The following is a 20,534-nucleotide window of genomic DNA, read 5'->3' on the forward strand; positions in this document are numbered from 1 at the left end:
CGCCGGCCAGCGGGTCCAAACGAATATTGTTCCCAATTTTGCAGTAAGTCGACGATCATGTTTCACCTCAGTCCAATATATTTTGAATCTTATCTAACCATGAATTCGGCGAGAGGGAAGAGACGCGGTCTTGCTTCGCCGCGCGTTCCGGAGTCGAAATGATAATTGCAAAATATATCAGTCTCTTAATCGCAATTCCTATAGCCATTGGATCGATCGAAGATCAGGGATCGGAAAAATGGAATGCGTCCTTGGATATTCCCGACGCGCAGATTGCCGAGGCGTATGGCCAGGCGGCCCGGAAAAACGTACTGGCGGCGGTGAATCCTAAGGTCTTTCCTGGATACTGGTCGGTTTGCGCCGACGGCCAAGGATTCGGCTTTGGCAATACCTATCCTTCGCTAGATGGACATCAGATGACCGATGCTCTGCTTTGGTTGGGCCAGGCGGATGTTGTGAAGGCGAACTGGGAATACGTGAAGAAGTTTCAGAAACCGAATGGCCAACTGCCGCTGGCGATTCTTCCCGCCAGCGCCGGGCAGAGGATTGGTCCGGCTTCGGCATGGTCGCTTGTGGACGCGAACGGCGGCCTTTATCGTCATTGGGCGCCTGGCGACCCGCTGCGGGCGTTGGCGGGGCCGACCTACATCCAGAATGCCGACGCCATTTTCCGCTTCACGCAAGATCGCGAGTGGCTCGAAAAACAACTCCCGTCCATCAACCTGGCGGCGGATTATCTGGCGTCGTTAACTACAGACGACGGCGCGGTCATGGGCGCGGGTTATTACGTAGAACGGCCCACGCGCGTCGAATACGACGGCGTAGCGCAGTGCCATGCCGTGGATGCGTTCCGGCGCGCGGCCGATTTGAACGAGTTCGCAGGCGACGCCGAAGCTGCCGGGAAATACCGGATATTCGCCAGCCGGATTGAGTCTCGTTTCCGCGCCCGCTTCTGGCTCAAGGATCGTTTTGCAGAATATATCCACCCGGAGCGCGGCGTTGTCGCGAATCACGGCTTGACGGATGTAGATTGGAGCGCCATCGCTCTCAATGTCGCCAGCGCCGGGCAGCGCGCTCTTCTCTGGCCGCAATTAAGGAATGAAAAGCGGTTTTACTACGGCGGGATGCCCACAGGCATCGCCGCCCTTCCAGAAAACTACGAACCGTGGGAATTCACCTACCCCGATAGAATGGATTTGGCGGCTATGGGGCGGGTCTGGCATCTGGAAGCCTGGGCGCGGGCGCGCATGAGCGATGGCCAGGGACTCGTGGATTCAATTCGAAGAGTCTGCAAGGCCGGTTGTGAAAATGATTATTATTGGCGGGAGCGGTACAACGAAAATGGCGGTTACGGCGCCGAAAAATATTGCGAATACCCAGCCAATCTAATCCGGATTGTTCAGCGTTTTCTGCTCGGAGTGGAGTTGCGTCTGGATGGAACGCTTGCGCTCGCTCCTACTGTCCCGGAGGAATTTTGGAAACAGGGTTTTGGACAAACCCTGGAATGGCGCGATCGGCGCCTTCAATACCGGATGCGAGTCGGCCAAATTGCGGGAAGGTATTGGGGCGGCGCTCAACGGTTAGGCGTTAAGCTGTCGGCTGGAGATGGCGATACGGTGATCCGCGCCGTCCTCGATGGACGCGCGGCGTCAACTGATCGTGAAGGCAGTCTTGTTTTCGTGAATCTCCCAGCCGCATCCTTTCCGCAAGGATGCCGTTTTGAGGTCGTTCAATATCCCAATACCAGATAAATCATAAATGCCGCACCCAGCCACCCGGCGGCGATGGCCGCTGTTTTTCGCCAAAGGGAAGTATAGCCCCGGTAAACGACTTGCGTTCCTCCGATCCAATCGTGCAAACCCGTCTTGTTGCGGTTGAAAGCGACGACGAGAAATCCGACGCCAAAAAGAAAAAGGCTTGCCAGGTAGCCCGCCGTTCGCCGCAAGGATCGGGAAAATGTAATTCTCCCTCCCGCCGTTGTAACGATTTTGGCGTTGATAAGCACTTTTCCCGCCGTCCGTCCCCAAAGGCCCTGAACGATGAAAAAATAAAGCAGCAGGATGATATACATGCAAACGATGACTGTGATATCGAATTCGTAATCGTCCAAGGAATCGAAATCGAAGATTCCCCATTCTCTCAACAAAAAATCGGACGCCGTCATGATTCCATAATGCAGAAAAACACAAAGATAGTAGTCGATAACGAACGCTCCAGCCCGCACCCAAAAGCCCGGCGCGTCGAAATGCGGCTTCGGCGTTTTGGGTTTCCACCCTTCTCCCGTTTCTTCCTCGGCCCATTCGAAGGTTTGCGGCTCCGCATCCATATTCGTTCCTTTATTTCCAGCTTGGCCTTGGCTGTTATTAGACATTCATGACGCAATCCGTCAAGAACAGTAGTAATATATGCTCAGATTGCTTCGAACGATGGAATGGAATATTCCTTTTTTCCCAAGCAATATAACTTTTTGATATGAAAATGCTTTTCTATTCAGTCTTTAAATAGTATTATATGTATTGTGTATTTATTGTTTCAGTCATTAGGATCAATAGTCTTGATAGCAGGTTTCGCATTCGTATAGGAGGCGAAATCTTTTTCAATGCCTGCGATTGGAGATCGATGAATGGGTATCGCTCGGTTATGGCGGTGCGGAATTCGCCTATTGATTTTCGTCATATTAATCGGTTATTTCGCGGAAACTCCGCTTTCTCTTTTCGCCCAACCGGCATCTTCGAATTTTCCGCTTCCCATCGAACGGTCCGGTCAGAATTGGAGACTTTCCTCTCTTCTGGAAGATGGGGGCTTATCGGATCGTTATGTTACTTTCATTGATTTCGAAAAGGATAACTCGGCGGTTTGGATTTCTACATCCAGCGGTCTTTATTGGTATGACGGGTTCGTCTGGAAGCATTACTTGGAATCCGACGGTCTGCCCAGTTCATTGGTTCGTTGCGTATGTATTGCCCAAAACGGGAGGGTCTGGTTTGGAACGGATCGAGAAGCCGGATTTCTGGAAGGAGAGAAGGCTGTTGTCGTCGGCGTTAAGGATGGTTTGGCAGGACCCAGCGTTCGCCGCATCGTGGAAGATCCGGACGGAACGCTTTGGTTCTGTTGCGACCGTTGGCCGGATGCTTCCGTAACCGGGGGGCTGAGTTCGCTGCATAATGGAATATGGACGGTTTACGGCGAAAAAGACGGGCTTCCCAGCGATCACGTAATGGATTATTTCCGCGATTCCAAGGGCCGCCAGTTCGTTCTCACGCTGAAGGGGCTGGCTCAAAAGGAAGGAGAAGGTTGGTTTTCTCCTTTGGAGCGTGAAGGATTCCAGGAAGCGCAAAAGCGTTTTTGGTCGATAGCGGAAGATCCCGAAACCGGAGTAATGGCTTCGACTGACGATGAAATGTTCATTCTCAAAGAAGGCCATTGGAGCCGGCGCGAACGCCAAGATAACTACCTGCCTCTTTTTTTGTGCTCCACTCGCGCTGGAGAGATCATCTCCTGCGCCTATACCGGCCGCGACCAGTTGTCGTTCGCACAATGGAAAAACGATACATTCGAGCGGATTTCCGTTTTTTATCAATCTCCTCCCCGCCAACTGAATGCTATGCGCGAAGCTCCCGACGGCTCGATCTGGTGCGTTGGTTTCGATTATCTCGTCCGATGGAACCGAGTAGGCCGCGAATGGACGGAATATGAAAACTTGCCCCCGCCGCGTTTTGTGGACGGACGCGGAAGAGTATGGTTTATTGGAGATCGAAACACGATTCGCCTCGATGGCGAAACCTGGGAACCGGTCGATTTTACCGGTTCCGCCGCCGTAGACTCCAAGGGCGGCGTCTGGGGATGGTCGGATGGCGATATATCCTATTGGTCTGGCCAGGAAGAGAAAAAATTCGGCCATGCCGAGACGGGAATGATTTCCATTCAAGGTTTTATCCCCGATAAATCGGGTAAATCCTGTTTTTTTGGAATCGACGATCATTGCCAAAATGCCGCTGTAGTCTACGATGGTTCTTCCTGGAAAAAAACAACGCCGGATGATATTCGGGATGGAACGATCATTCAGGGAGTATCGGATCCATTATCCGGCGTTTGGATGATGTTATGCCATTATGAAGCGGGATCGATGCGTTTAGTGAAATTGGATGGCGATCGAGTGGAGACGCATGTTTTTCCCTACGGCGTAAGAGCGTTCGATAGGCCATTTTTTTCCATCGATTCGAAATTCAATCTTTGGCTGACCAGCCATTTCCAAATGTATCGCTCGAAGAAAGAAAATAGAGACGAATGGGAGAGGCTCCCCGAATTTACAGGTGGATTCTGGTTTGCGGCGGAGGAATCCGGCGATAGCGTATGGCTCGGCTGCGATGGGTTTTTGGGCGGGCGGAGCGGCCTGATGCGTTTTCGCGATGGCGTATTTACGGCTTACGAAGCGAGCGTGAGGCGTTTTGGATCGGCTTCCTCCGATGGATCGGCCATATTTAGCGGTGATGGTTCGCTTTATATCGTTTCCCCTAATTCGTTAGTGGCGCCCATAAAAATTACGATTCCAACGTATGGTTCCGTCAATACCGCCATAATGGATAAGGAAGGGCGTTATTGGATGGATGCGGGCATGGGAGTGGACGATACGGTTTTTTGTTTTCAATCCGACAAAATACCGCCGGACACTCTCATTGTTAGTTCGGAAACGGATTTATATCCCGGACAAATTCTACAGGCAAGAGTGAGCGGATCCGAACGATTCAAGCCGCGCGGCGACGAGAAGGCTTACCTCTATTCCTGGCGAATCGATTCGGGCGAATGGAGCGATTTTCGCTATATCCAACAGTTTCTTTTTCCTGTGAAGGATTTCAAAACGGGATCGCATATGATTCAAGTCCGCGCTCAAGATGAAGGATTCGACATCGATCCCACGCCCGCCGAATTTTATTTCAATGTAATGCCAATTCCTCTCCGCGAGAGACCCTGGTTCTTTCCCAGCATAGCGATTCTTTCTCTCCTGATTCTTCTCCTAGCGGTCTATGCGCTCGCCGCTCGGCGCAAACTGGCGGCGATCGTCGAAAAACTCGAAGAAACCGTTGTAATCCGGACGGCGGAAATTCGCGAAAAAGAAGAAAACCTGCGCAAAGTCATACAGAATATGCCCATATTATTGGACGCATTCGACGAAAATCGCAATGTGATTGTTTGGAATCGAGAATGCGAAAACGTTACCGGTTATAAATCTGAAGAAATCATTGGGCATCCTCGAATTTTTCGATTGTTGTTTCCCAATGGCGAGCATTATGAACAAATCATGAAAGGATTGTTCGAAGAAAAGGAGGATTACCGGGATCGAGAGCGATATACGCTTTGTAAAGACGGCGGCGTTAAGATCGTATCGTGGTCGAATATATCCAAAAGTTTTCCCATAAAAGGATGGCGGGCTTGGGCCGTCGGCGTGGATATCACCGAACGCAAAAAGGCGGAAGAGGCTCTGCGTGAAAACGAGCGTATGCTCTCCATGCTTATGAGTAATCTTCCCGGAATGGTTTACCGTTGCCGTTTTGACAAGGATTGGACCATGGAATTCATCAGCGAAGGGTGTATGGGATTGACGGGTTTTCCCCCTTCCGATCTGATCCACAACCGGAAGAAATCCTTTAACGATATCATCCATCCTGACGACCAGACGCCTGTATGGGATAATGTACATTCCGCTTTGAGGGAAAGACGCCCTTACGAATTGACGTATCGGATCATAGCGGCCAACGGTTCAGAAAAGTGGGTTTGGGAACGCGGACAAGGCGTATTTACTTCCGGCGGGGAGATTCTTTTCCTGGAAGGTTTCATCACCGACATTACGGAACGCAAAAATTTAGAGGAGCAATTGCGTCATAGCCATAGAATGGAAGCCATTGGCCAACTAGCAGGCGGCGTCGCCCATGATTTCAACAATATTCTGGTCGCGATTCTTGGTTACAGCGATATTTCCCTCGCCAAATCATCCCTCGACGAATCCGTCCGCAAACATATTGAAGAGATAAAAAAGGCGGGATTGCGGGCGGAATCGTTAACCCGCCAACTCTTGGCCTTCAGCCGCAAGCAGGTGTTGCAACCGCGAATAATCGATCTCAATGCTCTGATTCTCGATATGGATAAAATGCTTCGCCGCCTCATCGGCGAAGATATCGATCTCGTTACTATTCCCGATCCTTCCTTGAACCTGATTGAAGCCGATCCTGGGCAAATCGAACAAGTCATCGTCAATTTAGCGGTCAATTCCCGCGACGCTATGCCTGACGGCGGCAAACTCACGATCGAAACCATGAATATCGAACTGGATGAAAGATACGCTCGCATTCATGTCGATGCTCGGCCTGGTTCCCATGTCATGCTGGCGATAAGCGATACCGGCGCCGGTATCGATAAGAAGACTCAAAAACATATTTTTGAACCGTTTTTTACGACGAAACCCAAAGGAAAAGGCACAGGATTGGGTCTATCCACCGTCTATGGCATCGTCAAGCAAAGCGGCGGTAACATTTGGGTATATAGCGAAGTCGGCCAAGGAACAACCTTCAAGATTTATTTTCCCAAAGTGGAATCTACTAGAATCGTCGAAACAAGCGCATTGCCCCCCGCCTCTACTAGCCGCTGCACGGAAACAATCCTTGTAGTGGAAGACGATGAAATCGTCCGTAGACTGATCGCGCGAACTTTAAGCGACAGCGGTTACGATGTTCTTCAAGCCATTAGCGGCGACGACGCTTTGCAGAAATACGATAGTTTAATCCAACCAATTCACCTTCTGGTAACGGACGTCATCATGCCCGGCATTAGCGGACGCGAGTTGTCTCAACGCTTGACTCCGATTTATCCCCAGATGAAAACCCTTTACGTATCCGGTTATACCGATAACGCCATTGTCCATCACGGCGTATTGGAACCGGGTCTTCATTTTCTCCAAAAACCTTTTATACCTGATGCCCTGCGGAGAAAAGTACGGGAGGTTTTAGGCGCATAGGAATAAATCCGTTCGAGGTTCCTATGTAAAAAGTAAGATTTCTTATATCTTCCTTCATTCGACCATTTCGTCGAATGAAACGATTTTCCTTTCATCCATTCTCTTAAATAAACATTTCTATGTCTATATAATACAGATAGAAATAACGCCTGCTTATGAGATGGCATATTTTTTTCACTTTATTAATCCGATTTCAATTTCATGGTTCGCCCTATTCGTAGTAAATAAGGAGCGATAAGAAAATGGATGCGTCGAATTTCAAGGAGCCATCCGCTATTTCCTTTTCCGGCTTCGCCGCTTTCCGGACCGTGGTTTTAATTGTCTTGGTCATGGCGTTTGTCTGGATTGGATTAAGCGTTTTCCATTATCTTCAAGCCAAGGAGCAAATTCGCCTATTGCTGCAACGGCAGGCTCAGGAAATGGCGGCGATGTTGGCTCTCGGCAATAAATATATGTCTCGGATCCTGGATCGCTTAGAAGACGAACAAGGTTCCCGGCTGGCAGTCGTCGGTTCCTGGCTGCGGGATATCGACGCTCGCAAAACATTGACTTTCGACGATCTTGAACGCATAGCTGCCGAGACAAAAGCCTTCAATATCGTCCTTTTCAATCCCGATGGCGTCCGCGAGATCGGGCTTCGCGGCGGACCGGGAATGGGTATGGGTATGGGTATGGGAATGGGGATGATGCGAAGAGGCATGGGATCGGGAGCTGGCGTTGGCATGGGAAGAATGCTTCGCCGCATCGGCGGCGTCATGAGAGAGGATATTATTAAGAATTTTCTTCAATCCCGGCAAATGTGTTTGATGCATGGATTTCATCAACGGGGGCCGTTCCGGCAGACGGGCATGACTGTTCTCGTCCGCCGCAGCAACGGCGGCGCAATCATGATCGATATCGACGACGACGCCCAGGATCAAATGCTGCGGGAACTTGGTCCCGAAGCCTTGCTCAATGATTTCGCTTCCCGCCCCGGCGTTGTCTATGTTCAACGTCTCTACGATAATGAAATCGACATCCAATTTGGGGATGCTCCAAAACATCATACCGCGGGATTCGAGGAAATCCCCGCCAACAATGAATCGTCGGGGAGCGAACCGCTTTCTGTTTCTAAAACGTATCAAGGGCATCCTAAAACCATCGATGTAAGCGCCGCTGTTCCCGGCCAAGATAATACGTCGCTGCTTGTGGGATTCGACGCCGCTCCGCTAAACTCCGCCGAACTCGAATTGCGCCATCAATTAATCTGGTCGGCGGGATTTGCCTGTCTCTTGGGGACGTTAGGCCTGATTTGGACGCGCCTGCGCAGACGGCAAGGTTTTTTAGCGCAAGCTCTGGAACAAGTGCATTCCTATCATCGCTTTCTTTTGGAACGCATGAACGACGCCGTCCTTGCCTGGGAGCCGAAGGAAGGATTGACTTTTTGGAATCATCAGGCGGAATCTCTCTGGCCGGAACTGAGGCAACTGCATCCCGGCGAAGTTCCGCCTCCCCGCGTTCTTTCCGCTTCGCGGCAGGCGCAACAAGCAGGCGGCCAGGCGGTTTTGCCGTTGATCTGCGGCGCCGGCAAAAGAAATTTTCAAGCAGTTTACGAAACTATCGCTTCCCCCATCCCCACTCATATCCTTTTTCTCGCCGACGTTACCGCCGTGGAACAAGCCGCCGACGAACGCCATCGCCGCGAGCAGTTGGAAGCTCTGGCCCGCGTTGCTTCCGGCGTAGCTCATGAGGTGCGCAATCCGCTCAACGCGATAGATATGAATATCCAAACTTTGTTGATGGAACCTTCCACCCTTCAATTCCAGGATAGAGAAACTTTGCGCGACGTCAGGGAGGAAATCGCCCGCATTAACCACATTATCGAACATTTTCTCGCTTATGGACGTCCCCAGCCGCCGGTCTTTTCCGAACTCGATTTGGGCGAAATTGTTTACGAAGCGTCCAATTTTTTGCAACCTTTAATCCATGATCGCCATATCCAATTGCGGATAGAGGCGCAAGATGTAAAACCTATTCTCGCCGATGCGCAGCAGATTCGGCAGGTTCTTTTGAACATCGTCTTGAACGCCGTAGAGGCGATGGAATTTGGCGGAGATATTCTTCTCTCAGTGAAGCGGGAGAATGGGGACGCCGTCTTTATCTGTTCGGATGCTGGAATTGGAATGAGTCAAGAGCAATTGGCGCATCTCTTCGACCCCTATTACACCAGCAAACCCAAAGGCACGGGGCTGGGCATGAGCATCGTCAAGCGCATTATGGAAGCGCATCAGGGCGAAATCGCCGTTACTAGCCAGCCGGGGAAGGGAACCGATGTAGTTCTTCGCTTTAAAATACCGGCGGCGGCAATAGTCGGCCAGGAGGAAACGGAGGCATGAATCAGCCCCATCCCTTGCTCCTCGTTGTTGAAGACGAAGCCTCGCAACGCAAAGCGCTGACTGCTTTTTTACGCAAACGCGATTACGGCATTTTGGAAGCGTCCAATCAAATCGCCGCCCTGGATCTTTTCGCGGAATATCCCGTCGATCTGGTTTTGACCGATATGCGCCTTCCCGACGGCGGCGGTGAGGAAATCTTGCGTCAGGCGAAAACGCTGCGCCCTGACGTTCCCGTGGTTATCATGACCGCCTATGGCAATACCGCCCAGGCGGTAACGGCGATGCGGGCGGGCGCTTCGGATTACGTCGCCAAGCCGCTTGATCTCAACGAACTCGACCTGGTGATCCAGCGCGAGTTGGAGCGGGTTACGCTTGTTTCCGAAAACCGCCGTCTGCGCCGCATAGTGGAAGAGAGCCGCCGCGCTCCTGGCCTCATCGCCGTCAGTTCCATCATGCAATCCGTCATCAACACCGCTCTGCGCGCCGCCGCTTCCGACGCCAGCATTCTCATTCTCGGCGAAAGCGGAACCGGCAAGGAAATTCTCGCCCGCGCCATCCATGCCGCCAGTCCCCGCGCCCAACGTTCGTTCATCCCCATCCACTGCGCCGCGCTGCCCGAAGGCGTCGTGCAGAGCGAACTTTTCGGCCATGAGAAAGGCGCTTTCACCGGCGCGGTCTCCCGCCGCGAAGGCCGTTTCGAACTGGCCGACGGCGGCACGGTTTTCATCGACGAAGTGGGCGATATTCCTTTGAACGTTCAGGTTCAACTATTGCGAGTCTTGCAGGAGCGTTCTTTCGAGCGCGTTGGCGGCAGCCAAACCCTTTCTGTGGACGTGCGCATTGTCGCCGCGACCAACCGCGATCTTCAAAAAGCCATTGCTCAAGGCGAGTTCCGGGAAGATTTATATTACCGTCTCGGCGTTATCGCCATCGTCATCCCCCCTTTGCGCGACCGGCGCGAGGATATCCCGCCGCTGATCCGCCATTTTCTCCAACGCTACGCGCCGGGGCGTTCCATCGATATTTCCCGGGAAGCGATGGACCGGCTGATGAAATATCATTGGCCTGGGAACATTCGCGAGTTGGAAAACGTCATTGAACGCGCCGTTGTTCTCGCCCGCGGCGAGATGATTTCCACCCGCGACCTTCCCGCGAATCTCTTTCCCGCTAATGAAAAACCGGCAATGGATGTGAAACGCTCTCTGCCCGAATTGGTGGCCGATTTGGAAAAAACATTGATCCGCCAAGCATTGCTTGAAGCCAAAGGCAATCAATCGGAAGCCGCACGCGCCTTAGGCGTTACGGAACGCAATCTTCGTTATAAGATAAAAAAATACGGCGATGTTTCCCCTTCCTCCAAAGAACCGCTCGACGATTTCGTCGAATAAATTCCCCGCCGCAGCATCTCGTTCGACGAAATGGTCGAATAAAAATAGATTCTGTTGCGAATGATTATAGAGAATAAAATATAAGTTTATTTATATCAATTAGTTATAACTATAGTATTCATTTGGCGCCTCCCTTGCTCTTAGAGTGAAACATCAAAATCTATCTACTCCACTGGAGGCAAAAATCATGATAAGCAAACTCATAGGCAAGACGATCGTTGCAGGAGCGGTTTTAGGCTGCATTATCCTAACGCCGGACGTTTTCGGGCAAGCGAGCCGGAGCAAAGGCATTCGCGTTTTTAGCGGTCCCAAGAATCAAGCAGGCGCCGTACAACATGGCATGAATGCGATGAAGGGACGCGGCTTTGGTATGATTCATGACGCCGCCCAGCCTTGTTTCATCGACATCGACGGCGATGGCGTCTGCGATAGGCTAGGTATGATGCGGCATGGCGGCATGGGCGGCCGTATGGGCGGTTGCATGGGTATGGGACGCGGCTTCGTGGACGCCGATAACGACGGCATCAACGATAATTCGCCCTTGGCGCAATTGAACCTAACGGACGAACAAAAACAGCAAATCGCCGCCTTGCGCGAAAGCGGCCCCGGCCCCCATTTCGAGGCATTGAAGGCCATCCTGACGGAAGAGCAACTAGCCCAGTTGCAAACCTTAAGGCCTTTCGGCGCGGGACGCGGCTTCGTGGACGCCGATAACGACGGCATCAACGATAATTCGCCCTTGGCGCAATTGAACCTTACGGACGAACAGAAACAGAAAATTATCGCCTTGCGCGAAAGCGGTCCCGGCCCCCATTTCGAGGCATTGAAGAGCATCCTGACGGAAGAACAACTGGCGCAGTTGCAAACCTTAAGGCCTTTCGGCGCGGGACGCGGCTTCGTGGACGCCGATAACGACGGCATCAACGATAATTCGCCCTTGGCGCAATTGAACCTAACGGACGAACAGAAGCAGCAAATTATCGCGTTGCGCGAAAGCGGTCCCGGCCCTCATTTCGCGGAGTTGGCGAACATCCTAACGAAAGAACAGCTGGAGCAGTTGGAAACTCTTGTGGTTCAAGGAAGAGCCGAACATCAGGCGAACCGTCCTGGAATAGGTCTTCGCCCAGGACGCGCCGGGCGCGGCATGGGATTCGGCGGTTGGAGATAATTCTCGATAACGAATATCTCTCCCCGCTTTTGGAATAGAGAAAAGAAGACCTCCGAATAATTCCGGAGGTCTTCTTCGTTTCATTTATCATTTTTTTGTAGATAGTAAATGTTCCGCCGTATACTGTGCGGCGATTTGTATGCCCTGGTCGTTCCAATGCGTATCGTTCACCCAATAGAGCAAGTTGTTTTCCTTGACGCTGAATTGAGCATCGTATAGGGGAGGGAAGAGGTCGAGAACATCGACTCCCTTTTCCTGCAAACGCTCCGCCAAAACTTCCGGCGACCTGCGCGCCGGACGATTTGGGCGTTGGCTGGGAGGCGCGAGGCGGTTAGGATAAAGAATCGGTTGCGCATGATCGCGGTATATTTCGTATTTATCCGGCACGATGACGAGGAGAAAACGAATCCCCTGCTTGGCGCAACCTTTGGCAATGCGTTCGACGGCTTCAGCGATGCGGTCTCCATTGCGCGATTCATAACTATGGTAGGCCGAATCGATATCGCCCGAATAGAACAAAATGGGAGCATTGTTTTCTTGTAGCCAGGCCGCTTGTACTGGCGTAGTCAAACCAAGATCGAAAGCCATCGGCGGCAGACGCCGCCCCGCGCGCCATGCCCATAGCCGCGCCGCGCTGGTGCGTTCCAGATAGTTCTCGATGGTTTTGCGCCAGTTCATCCAATCGGTTAAGGTTGGCCAAGCTTCGGGATCGGCGGTCATGCGTTGCAGAACCGAACCGTCTTCACTTAAATAACGAAATGCGTCTTCGAACAATCCGCTGTATAAGTATCGTTGGATAACGGTCATAACGATCTGTTTTTCTTTGCCTGTACAGAAATTCTTGTCCGTCAATACTTTCAAAACGCTCTGCACCGGCCCGGCGCTGGGCCAGCAGGCGTTGTAAACGCTTTGATTCAACGCCTGGCCTAGTTGCGAGGCGAACGTTTTATCCACCGTCGATCCTTCGGCCATGTAACTGGTTCCGCAGGCGACGATCTGATGATCTTCGTCGATCGGGCGGCGCGGCTTTCCCGCCGGGCGGTTAACGAATCCCCATTCGTCCGTAATGCGATGGATGAAGCGGGGCGGATGGGGTCCCTTTTCCACCAGTTGGTCGAAATAGGGAAGGCGAGCCATCCGCGTCAGGTCTCCCGTCCATTTGTATTCGCTCAAGGGAGGGTAAGGAGAATCGAGAACATGCCAGGGAACGCTCAATGTCTCCAGCGGCGGATCGGCAATGCGCGCGCCGATTTCATACGCGAAGAGACATAGAAAAGGAAGCATAACCGCGATAATGGAAAACCATATAAATGCGGGAGAAGAACTCTCTGCGCATTGAGCCATTTGCGGCAGTCTCATGCGCTCGCGATGTTGAATCTCATCTAAAGTATATTTCTTCGTTGTAGTCATTTTAAAATTGATAATAGAGAAATGGCGTCGAACTGGCCGCCAATGCCGCCGTGATGGCGGCGGCGAAGAGCAGGCCATCCCGCAAGGCCAACAACGGCGATAGCCGCGGACTCATTTCCCACGTATTGCGCGCAAACAAGCAAACCAGATACCCTGCTAGAATCAATGCCGGTAGATAAGGGGAAACAATATTTGCTGGCAATTGGAATGATGGGAGCGTGAGAAACATCCCCTTAAGCACTCGTCCCGCCATGCTGAAATTTTCCGCCCGAAACAAAACCCAACTCAATAATACGAGTAAATTCGTGCAAGCGACGGCCAGATAATGCGGCATTCGGTTTAGAGGATGGCGTCGGCCCAGCGCGCGTTCTAAAGCCAGCAGAACGCCATGCCATAAGCCCCAAATCGCGAAAACGATACTGGCGCCATGCCATAAACCGCCCAAGAGCATGACCAGCATCAAGTTTACGTAAGTCCGCGTCCGTCCCAAGCGGTTGCCGCCCAGCGGGATATAAAGATAATCGCGCAGCCAGGTGGAAAGTGTGATATGCCATCGCCGCCAGAATTCCGTGATCGAGGCGGATTTATAGGGCGAATTGAAATTTTGGGGAAAAGTGAAACCCATCAAAAGCCCCAAACCTACAGCCATGTCGCTATAGGCGGAAAAATCGAAATAAATCTGCAAACTGTATCCCAAAACGCCGATCCAAGCGCTTTCGAAATTTGGTTGATGGGGGCCGAACGCCGCTGGAACCGCCAGGGCGAATAAATCCGCAACCATGACTTTCTTGGCCAAACCCAAAGCGAAGAACCGCAGTCCCAGCGCAAACTTCCCAGCCGAATGCGTCCGTTCCTTCAATTCATCGGCGATCCATTGGTAGCGCACGATAGGACCCGCGATCAATTGGGGAAACATGGAAATGAAACTGGCAAAACTGATAAGGTCCGGCGCTTCTTCGGCGTCGCCGCGATAAAGATCGATGGGATAACTTAAGGCTTGAAAGGTAAAGAAGGAGATGCCGATGGGCAGAACAATATGCAGAATTGGCAATACATGGCCGCTTTCTCCCGCCGCAACGAACAACTGCGCCGCAGCGTCGGCCCATAAGGAGAGCATTCCCGCGTACTTATAATATCCCAGCAGCCCCAAACTGCCGGCTACAGCCAGCGTCAGCCAAAAATGGCGTCCGCGATGCGAGCGCGAACGCATCATGAATTTCCCGCAATAGAAATTCAATATAGTCGTCGCGCCCATCAGCAGGCAGTATTCCGGTTTTTCCCATCCGTAAAAGACATAACTTGCCGCCGCCAGCCAAGCCGCCCGCCAACGAAATGGAAGCGCATAGTATACGATTAATGCAATGGGGAGAAATCCGAAAATAAAGATATAGGTGCTGAAAACCATGAGGTATTATACTGATGAGCCTCTTGCAAAACTATATTATTCCTCCCCCAAGCTTGGGGGAGGTTAGGAGGCAATGTCGTTAAGTTAAGGATAGACTAATTCCTTAATCGAAAATATCAACAAATCTAATAGCATGAATTTGTTGAATTTAAAATCCCTCACCCTAACCCTCTCCCAGAGGGCGAGGGAATGGAATTTCGTCACGTTATGTCTTAACTTAATGACATTGGGTTAGGAGGGGGTTGAGATAAGTCTAACAAAATCAACCCCCCTCTCCCCTCTAACTCCCCCCAATCTTGGGGGGAGAATTGAAAAGAAAATTATACCATTTTTGCAAGAACCTCTGTTGTATAGAAACTAAATTTTATACGGCTAATGTCGATCCTAAACATCAAATCGGATAGTCAAGGGCACAAACAACCTTGCCCTTGCCACCCGTCCCGCCCAATCTCCACTTCACCCGCATTCCACGAATTCCAAATCCACCCGATTTGGAATCAAGCCTGCGTCGAATCCTCTATCGAGAAACAATTGATACGATTGTTTTCCCCGATCTCCTAAATGAAGCGTCAAGTCGTTGACATACATGCCGACGAACCGGTCGGCGCAATCGCCGGGCAGGTCGCGGGCGTATTGTAAAGCGTGTTGCAATGCTTCTTCCCGGTGGGCGAGGCTGTATTCGATCGTCTGGCGCATATAGGGCGAGAGTTCTGAAATCGTCTCTTCGCCCAAATCCTTGCGGATGGCGTTGGCGCCCAGCGGCAGGGGCAGCCCGCCGGTTTCGCCGCTCCACCATTCGCCAAGATCGACGATCTTATGCAAACCCATCCGCTCGTAATACAACTGCCCTTCGTGAATAATCAATCCTGCGTCCGCCCGGCCATTAACCACGGCGGGGACGATCTGATCGAAGGGAACGATGTCGTAATCGAACTCGCCCAAGCAAAGCCGCAACGCCAGATAAGCCGATGTCATCTTTCCGGGGATGGCGATAGTCTTTTTCTTCGCTTCGTCCAGCGTCATAGCCTCGCGGGCGACTAACAAGGGCCCGTAGCCGTCGCCCAAACTGCCTCCGGCAGTAAGCAGCGCATAGCGATGATGCACATAGGCGTAAGCGTGTACGGAAATGGCGGTAATATCCAATTCGCCCACGGCGGCGCGATGGTTCAGCGTTTCGATATCTTGTAGGATATGGCGGAAGGCAAAACGTCCCGTAGGAATCTTCTCCTTGGCCAGGGCGAAAAACATAAAAGCGTCGTCCGCGTCGGGACTATGGCCTATGGTAATCTCTATCGGCCGCATTCGTTCATTCGCTCCTCTATGAGATTGCGTAGAGGCTCCCACGATCCTCGCCCTTTGGGAGAGGGTTAGGGCCTATTATGGTTAAGATCGTCAAAGCCTATCCTGCCCTGTTCAATTGACAAGGGACATGACGTTTTGCTGCGCCAGAGACTTAAGAGCATCCGAAGTAATCAGTAGGATGCACGAAGCGCGGTCGGCATCGATTTTGAACTGCATTCTGCCGCTTTCGACTGTCAAATCCTCTTCTTCATAGGTAATCCATTGTCCATTGACGATCTCTCCTACGATCAACTTCGGAGAGGTCATCACGGTATTCCACAATCGGATGCGGGCAGGCGCAGTGGGCAGTAAAAGAATCATTCCGCTGGAGGAAATGTCCATCTGGTCGAGGCTCTTAACCATAGCAAAGCTGGTCATGAGAATGATGATGTCCCGTTCTCGGCGATACGTCCCTTTCCCGCCGATAGCCAGAACATCGCCTATGCTGTTGGTTTCAATTAATCCCGATTCGTAACCGGCGAGATACATGTTTAAGAGATTGTCTCCCTTCCGAATGCGATAGTTGCGCGTGTTCGCCGCTTCTTCGTTGCGGAAAAAGGTATAGATCGCATTGCCGTTATCTTCGGGAATTGTGAAGACGTGTATGGCGGGATCGTCCGGTTCGATGGCGATCGTCGCTTCATTCACTTTCTGCAAAAAGGCGGCGTAAGGATTAGGCCGGAAGAAAGGAGATTCGGCTAATTCCAAAGGTGCGGGAAGATAGTGTATCTTTCCTTTTTGATATTCCGATACGATCGCTTCCGGGACGCTCGTAGGCGATTCGACGGTAAACGGCTGCCGAGGGGCATGATCGCTCAAGAGAAAGGTTTTGCTGCGCTCTTGGCTTTTCGCGCGGCGCAGGGGATCGAAATCGGCTTCGCCGGTATAAAGCAAGTTGCCGCCATTCGCCGCGAAGGATAAAACGCGCTGAAAAACCTCGTCGCTGGGACAATAGGGAATCGGCCAAATTAAGGTACGCGCCGTAGGCGGGAGTTGACTGATCGACTCTTCGTTGATGACGTTGAAATTGCAATGCGCCGCGAACATCATGCGCAGGGCGTTGTCGATTCCCTGCTGGATTTTCGCCGCTTGGGCGCCCAACCTGTGGCTGTCGGGGATCAAAAGATATACGCCGGGGTCTTCGTATTGCGGACGGAAGGAAGACAAAAACAGGCTCAAGTTGCGATAGGCATAAAACCAATCTTTAGCTACTCCGTCTTGCGGCCAGGTCAATCCCCACGGAAAGATGCACTCGTTAAGGTCCTTTAAATCCCAATTGAGCGCCATCGATCCCCCCAGGCCGAAAGTCTCCAGCCCTTCGCACAAATATTGAGCGATGGCAGAATCCGTTTCGTCGTTGAATTGGCCTTGTACGCGCGCTTCGTGGGCGTCCCAGGCGCTGAATTCGCCGAGAGTCAATCCCTGCCCTTTGAAGCGCCGGTCCGTCATTTTCATTACGGTGGGAAAGTCTTTCATGGGGCCGTGGTAGTGAGTATTCATGAAATCCAGCCGGTGCGAGGGAATCAGCTTATCCGCTTGCAAGCCGTTTTGCAGAAAGCCCACTGTCGTTAAAGCGTTGGGATTGCCTTCTTTGATCCCCTTAACATTGGCGTCGATCCAACGCTCTACTAGCCAGGCGCGGAAGCGATTGTATTCGTAAGCGCGAGGATTCGGCCATTCGTCTGGCCCCGGCTCGCAGGGAATGCCGCCCAGCGATTCGGCGGGAGCGTAAGTTCCCCACGCTTCTTTGATCTTGGCGTCATCGGCGTATTTTTCCCGCAAATAATCGTTCCATAATTTATTATTGTTGGGAGAAGGCTTCGGCATTAAACTAGGTTCGTTTTGAATATCGAATAGGACGTGGGGATCGTTTTTAAAATGATCCGACCAAAACCGTCCCCATTGCCGCTGCGCATCCAATTCTTCCGGCGCAAGTTCCACCGGCAGCCAGTCGTGCAGACCCAGCATGAGAAAAATGCCGTTTTGAGCGCAGAGGGCGGCCAGTTCGTCCGCTTTTTGCACTAACTTGGGCGGCGGCTGCTTGCCCAGGTCTATAGACGCATGTTGCCCCTTGCCTTCGAAGCCTTGCGCTGCGAAGGGAGAGAGATGAATAACTCGCAGCAAACGGAGGCCATTGTCTTTCATGCGCTGAAAATCGCGCTTCCAAGTTGCGGGATTTTCATCAGGCGAGAACCAGACGGTTCCCGTCTGGTTGGTTCCAAACAGAAATAGAGGCCGTCCTTTAACGCGGAAATAATTATTGGAAAAAGTCAGCGTTGGCTTGGAGCCGCTTAAAACGGAAGAACGAATCGCGCCGGTTTCCAAACGATCGTGAAAGACGTCCTCAACCTGAAGCTCCACGGCGATGGGCGTATAACCTTCTTGCAATTGTATAGGATCGAGTTTTTGGCGAAACGTCTTTGTCTCTCCCTCTGCTAGGGCGATCTCTTCACTGCCGATTTCTTTTTCACCGGCGAAGAAAGTCAACTTGGCGGTTTGGGACCACCGGCTGCGGTTAGCCGCCGTTGCAGCAATTTCAACAAATTCCAATGAGCTTCTATCCGTCTCTACGCTAACCAGAAACGTCCGGTCGCGCATGGCGTAAACCGCGTCAATTAGCGAATTGACCATGATGGGATGCGAGGCGGAAAAAAGGTTGATATTATTCACGCCGGAAAACGCCCACGCCGAGCCGTTGTAATAGCCGTCATGATGCAGCATGAGGCTGAAGACGCTGCCCCGAGGCCGCCCGAAGCGGTCGTAAGCGGAAACAAGAGAATGCCATCGCGCATGAGATTTCGTGAAAACGGGATTGTTGTTTCCCGACATGGCTGTGGCTGGATGTCCGAATATATTTATCTCTTCGGATTGATCGGCCGTATTAAGCGGCGATTGCGGGTCTTTGGCGATTTTTGTAACTCTTTTGAAAGTATAAGTTGGATCGAAAATAGAGATTTGTTCCGGCAGAAGTTCCAAAATGTCTCCCGCTTTTCCCCGCCGTCCAGATAATGTTTGGGCGGGATCGTCTACCCGCACTGGCTGCCAGTGTTCGTTTTTTTTCTCCACTAGTTCGTCGAAAGCATATCCGCCTAGCGAAATAAATGAGCCGCCGTTCTTGAGGTAATTTATAAAAGATTCTCGCGCATCTTTAGGAAAATAAGAGCCATTGGGTAGAACAATTAAATCAAGGTCTTTGCTTAATACCAACTCCGGCTTATCGAAATCCGTTTCTGTGACAATGCGGCTTTGGAATCCTTGGTTATTAAGCGCTGTTAATAAAAATTGAGGATCGGCGTTCGATCTCTTTCGAAGGAAATTCGCATCCAAAATGCCTATGCTAAATTCTTTCTTGACTTCGCTCTTGGCAATAGAAGCGTTTTTCCCTGCATCTCCGCCGCAGTGGCAAAGCATGAACAACCCGATAACCGGGATTAATAATTTATGGTATGATCGCATCGTTCTCCCTTTCCGGCTTGGTTTCTCGGATGGAGCGGGCGAATTGAACCCATGTCTCCACCGGCCATTCTTCCGCCCTCTTTTCGAAATCGAAAGCGGATGGCGCATGATCCAAAAAATCATCGCTGATGATCCGTCTCTCTATAATGGCGCCTTGCAGCTGTTTTCTCAACTTCTTTCGCCGGTGAAGAAAGCCAATTTTTACGATTCGCTCTAAATAAAACTGAGCCAATTCCAAATCGGCGTCCTCTTTGGGCTTCATTTGCACAAAAACGGATTCCACTTTAGGCGGCGGGAAAAAGGATGGGCCGGCGATAGTGCGGATTTTATGGATGCGATAGAGATAATTCAAAACAATGGAAAGGCGGCCATAACGCTTGGTTCCCGGTTCGGCGAGAATGCGTTCTCCCACTTCCTTTTGCAGCATAACATTGACGCTTTCAAAGCGGAAAGGGCAATAGGCCAGCCGAAAGAGAATCGGAACCGCGACGTTATAAGGCAGGTTGCCGATCGCCCATCGCGCTCCCGATTCCTTGGCCAACGCCGCGAAATCGGTTTCCAAGGCGTCTTCCTGTCGAATTGTGAGCTGGCCGGGATGGATGGGGGATAATTCTTCCAGGATGGCGGCGAACGTCCGGTCTTTTTCCACGGCCAACACGCGCAAGCCGCGTTCGATGAGCATCCAGGTCAAATGTCCCACGCCGGGGCCGATTTCAATGATGGCGCCTTCGCGAGGAAACTCCGCCTCATTCAAAAGGCTGCGCATCAAAGGCCGTTTGATAAGGAAATTCTGCCCCAAAGCCCGCGACATCCGCAGCCCCCGGCTTTGCAGGAATTGAACCAATCCATTCTTGTCATACAATGTTTCGAGAATTGGATCCATTCCATCTATGCGATGGTTCAAGTTGGAATTCAAATTTTTCGTCTCGATCTGCGATCGTATGGATAGATAAAAGAAGATAACTCTTCGGATTTGTTTGCG

11 protein-coding genes are annotated in these 20,534 nt (G+C 51.6%); 5 read left to right on the forward strand and 6 right to left on the reverse strand.

Translation table 11 applies throughout. The features are described from left to right. Positions 1-158: 158 nt before the first annotated feature. A complete protein-coding gene (locus AB1656_13190; GenBank protein ID MEW6236335.1) occupies positions 159-1,751 on the forward strand; it encodes a hypothetical protein in 1,593 nt (530 codons plus the stop codon). Here AB1656_13190 and AB1656_13195 read toward each other — a convergent pair. Further along, complete coding sequence (locus tag AB1656_13195; protein ID MEW6236336.1) at positions 1,730-2,371, reverse strand: RDD family protein; 642 nt, start codon at positions 2,369-2,371, stop codon at positions 1,730-1,732. The genes AB1656_13190 and AB1656_13195 overlap by 22 nt on opposite strands. Positions 2,372-2,623: 252 nt before the next feature. Between AB1656_13195 and AB1656_13200 the strand changes: the two genes are divergently transcribed. From AB1656_13200 to AB1656_13215, 4 genes are all read left to right on the forward strand, one after another. Continuing rightward, the gene (locus AB1656_13200) at positions 2,624-7,009 is read left to right on the forward strand and encodes a PAS domain S-box protein (GenBank protein MEW6236337.1); all 4,386 of its coding nucleotides are present in this window, start codon (positions 2,624-2,626) and stop codon (positions 7,007-7,009) included. 242 nt (positions 7,010-7,251) lie between these two features. Further along, complete coding sequence (locus AB1656_13205) at positions 7,252-9,384, forward strand: ATP-binding protein (protein ID MEW6236338.1); 2,133 nt, start codon at positions 7,252-7,254, stop codon at positions 9,382-9,384. Further along, positions 9,381-10,772, forward strand: a complete 1,392-nt coding sequence (locus AB1656_13210; protein ID MEW6236339.1) for a sigma-54 dependent transcriptional regulator — start codon at positions 9,381-9,383, stop codon at positions 10,770-10,772. Before AB1656_13205 ends, AB1656_13210 begins: the two co-directional genes overlap by 4 nt. 187 nt (positions 10,773-10,959) lie before the next feature. Beyond that, complete coding sequence (locus AB1656_13215) at positions 10,960-11,940, forward strand: hypothetical protein (GenBank protein ID MEW6236340.1); 981 nt, start codon at positions 10,960-10,962, stop codon at positions 11,938-11,940. Positions 11,941-12,027: 87 nt separating this feature from the next. Here the strand turns inward: AB1656_13215 and AB1656_13220 are convergent, their stop codons facing one another. The 5 genes from AB1656_13220 to rsmA form a co-directional block, all read right to left on the reverse strand. Next, positions 12,028-13,284: a hypothetical protein gene (locus AB1656_13220; GenBank protein ID MEW6236341.1), complete on the reverse strand. Its 1,257-nt coding sequence runs from the start codon at positions 13,282-13,284 to the stop codon at positions 12,028-12,030. A 67-nt stretch (positions 13,285-13,351) separates the two neighbouring features. Then, complete coding sequence (locus AB1656_13225) at positions 13,352-14,755, reverse strand: MBOAT family O-acyltransferase (protein MEW6236342.1); 1,404 nt, start codon at positions 14,753-14,755, stop codon at positions 13,352-13,354. Positions 14,756-15,211: 456 nt separating this feature from the next. Beyond that, the gene (locus tag AB1656_13230; GenBank protein ID MEW6236343.1) at positions 15,212-16,057 is read right to left on the reverse strand and encodes an MqnA/MqnD/SBP family protein; all 846 of its coding nucleotides are present in this window, start codon (positions 16,055-16,057) and stop codon (positions 15,212-15,214) included. A 111-nt stretch (positions 16,058-16,168) separates the two neighbouring features. Next, the gene (locus AB1656_13235) at positions 16,169-19,552 is read right to left on the reverse strand and encodes a cellulase family glycosylhydrolase (protein MEW6236344.1); all 3,384 of its coding nucleotides are present in this window, start codon (positions 19,550-19,552) and stop codon (positions 16,169-16,171) included. Then, positions 19,536-20,435 (reverse strand): 16S rRNA (adenine(1518)-N(6)/adenine(1519)-N(6))-dimethyltransferase RsmA, encoded by a 900-nt coding sequence (gene rsmA, locus AB1656_13240; GenBank protein MEW6236345.1) that lies wholly within the window; start codon positions 20,433-20,435, stop codon positions 19,536-19,538. Before rsmA ends, AB1656_13235 begins: the two co-directional genes overlap by 17 nt. Positions 20,436-20,534 lie beyond the last annotated feature (99 nt).

The sequence above is a fragment of the Candidatus Omnitrophota bacterium genome (assembly GCA_040755155.1).
Taxonomy (GTDB): domain Bacteria; phylum Hinthialibacterota; class Hinthialibacteria; order Hinthialibacterales; family Hinthialibacteraceae; genus JBFMBP01.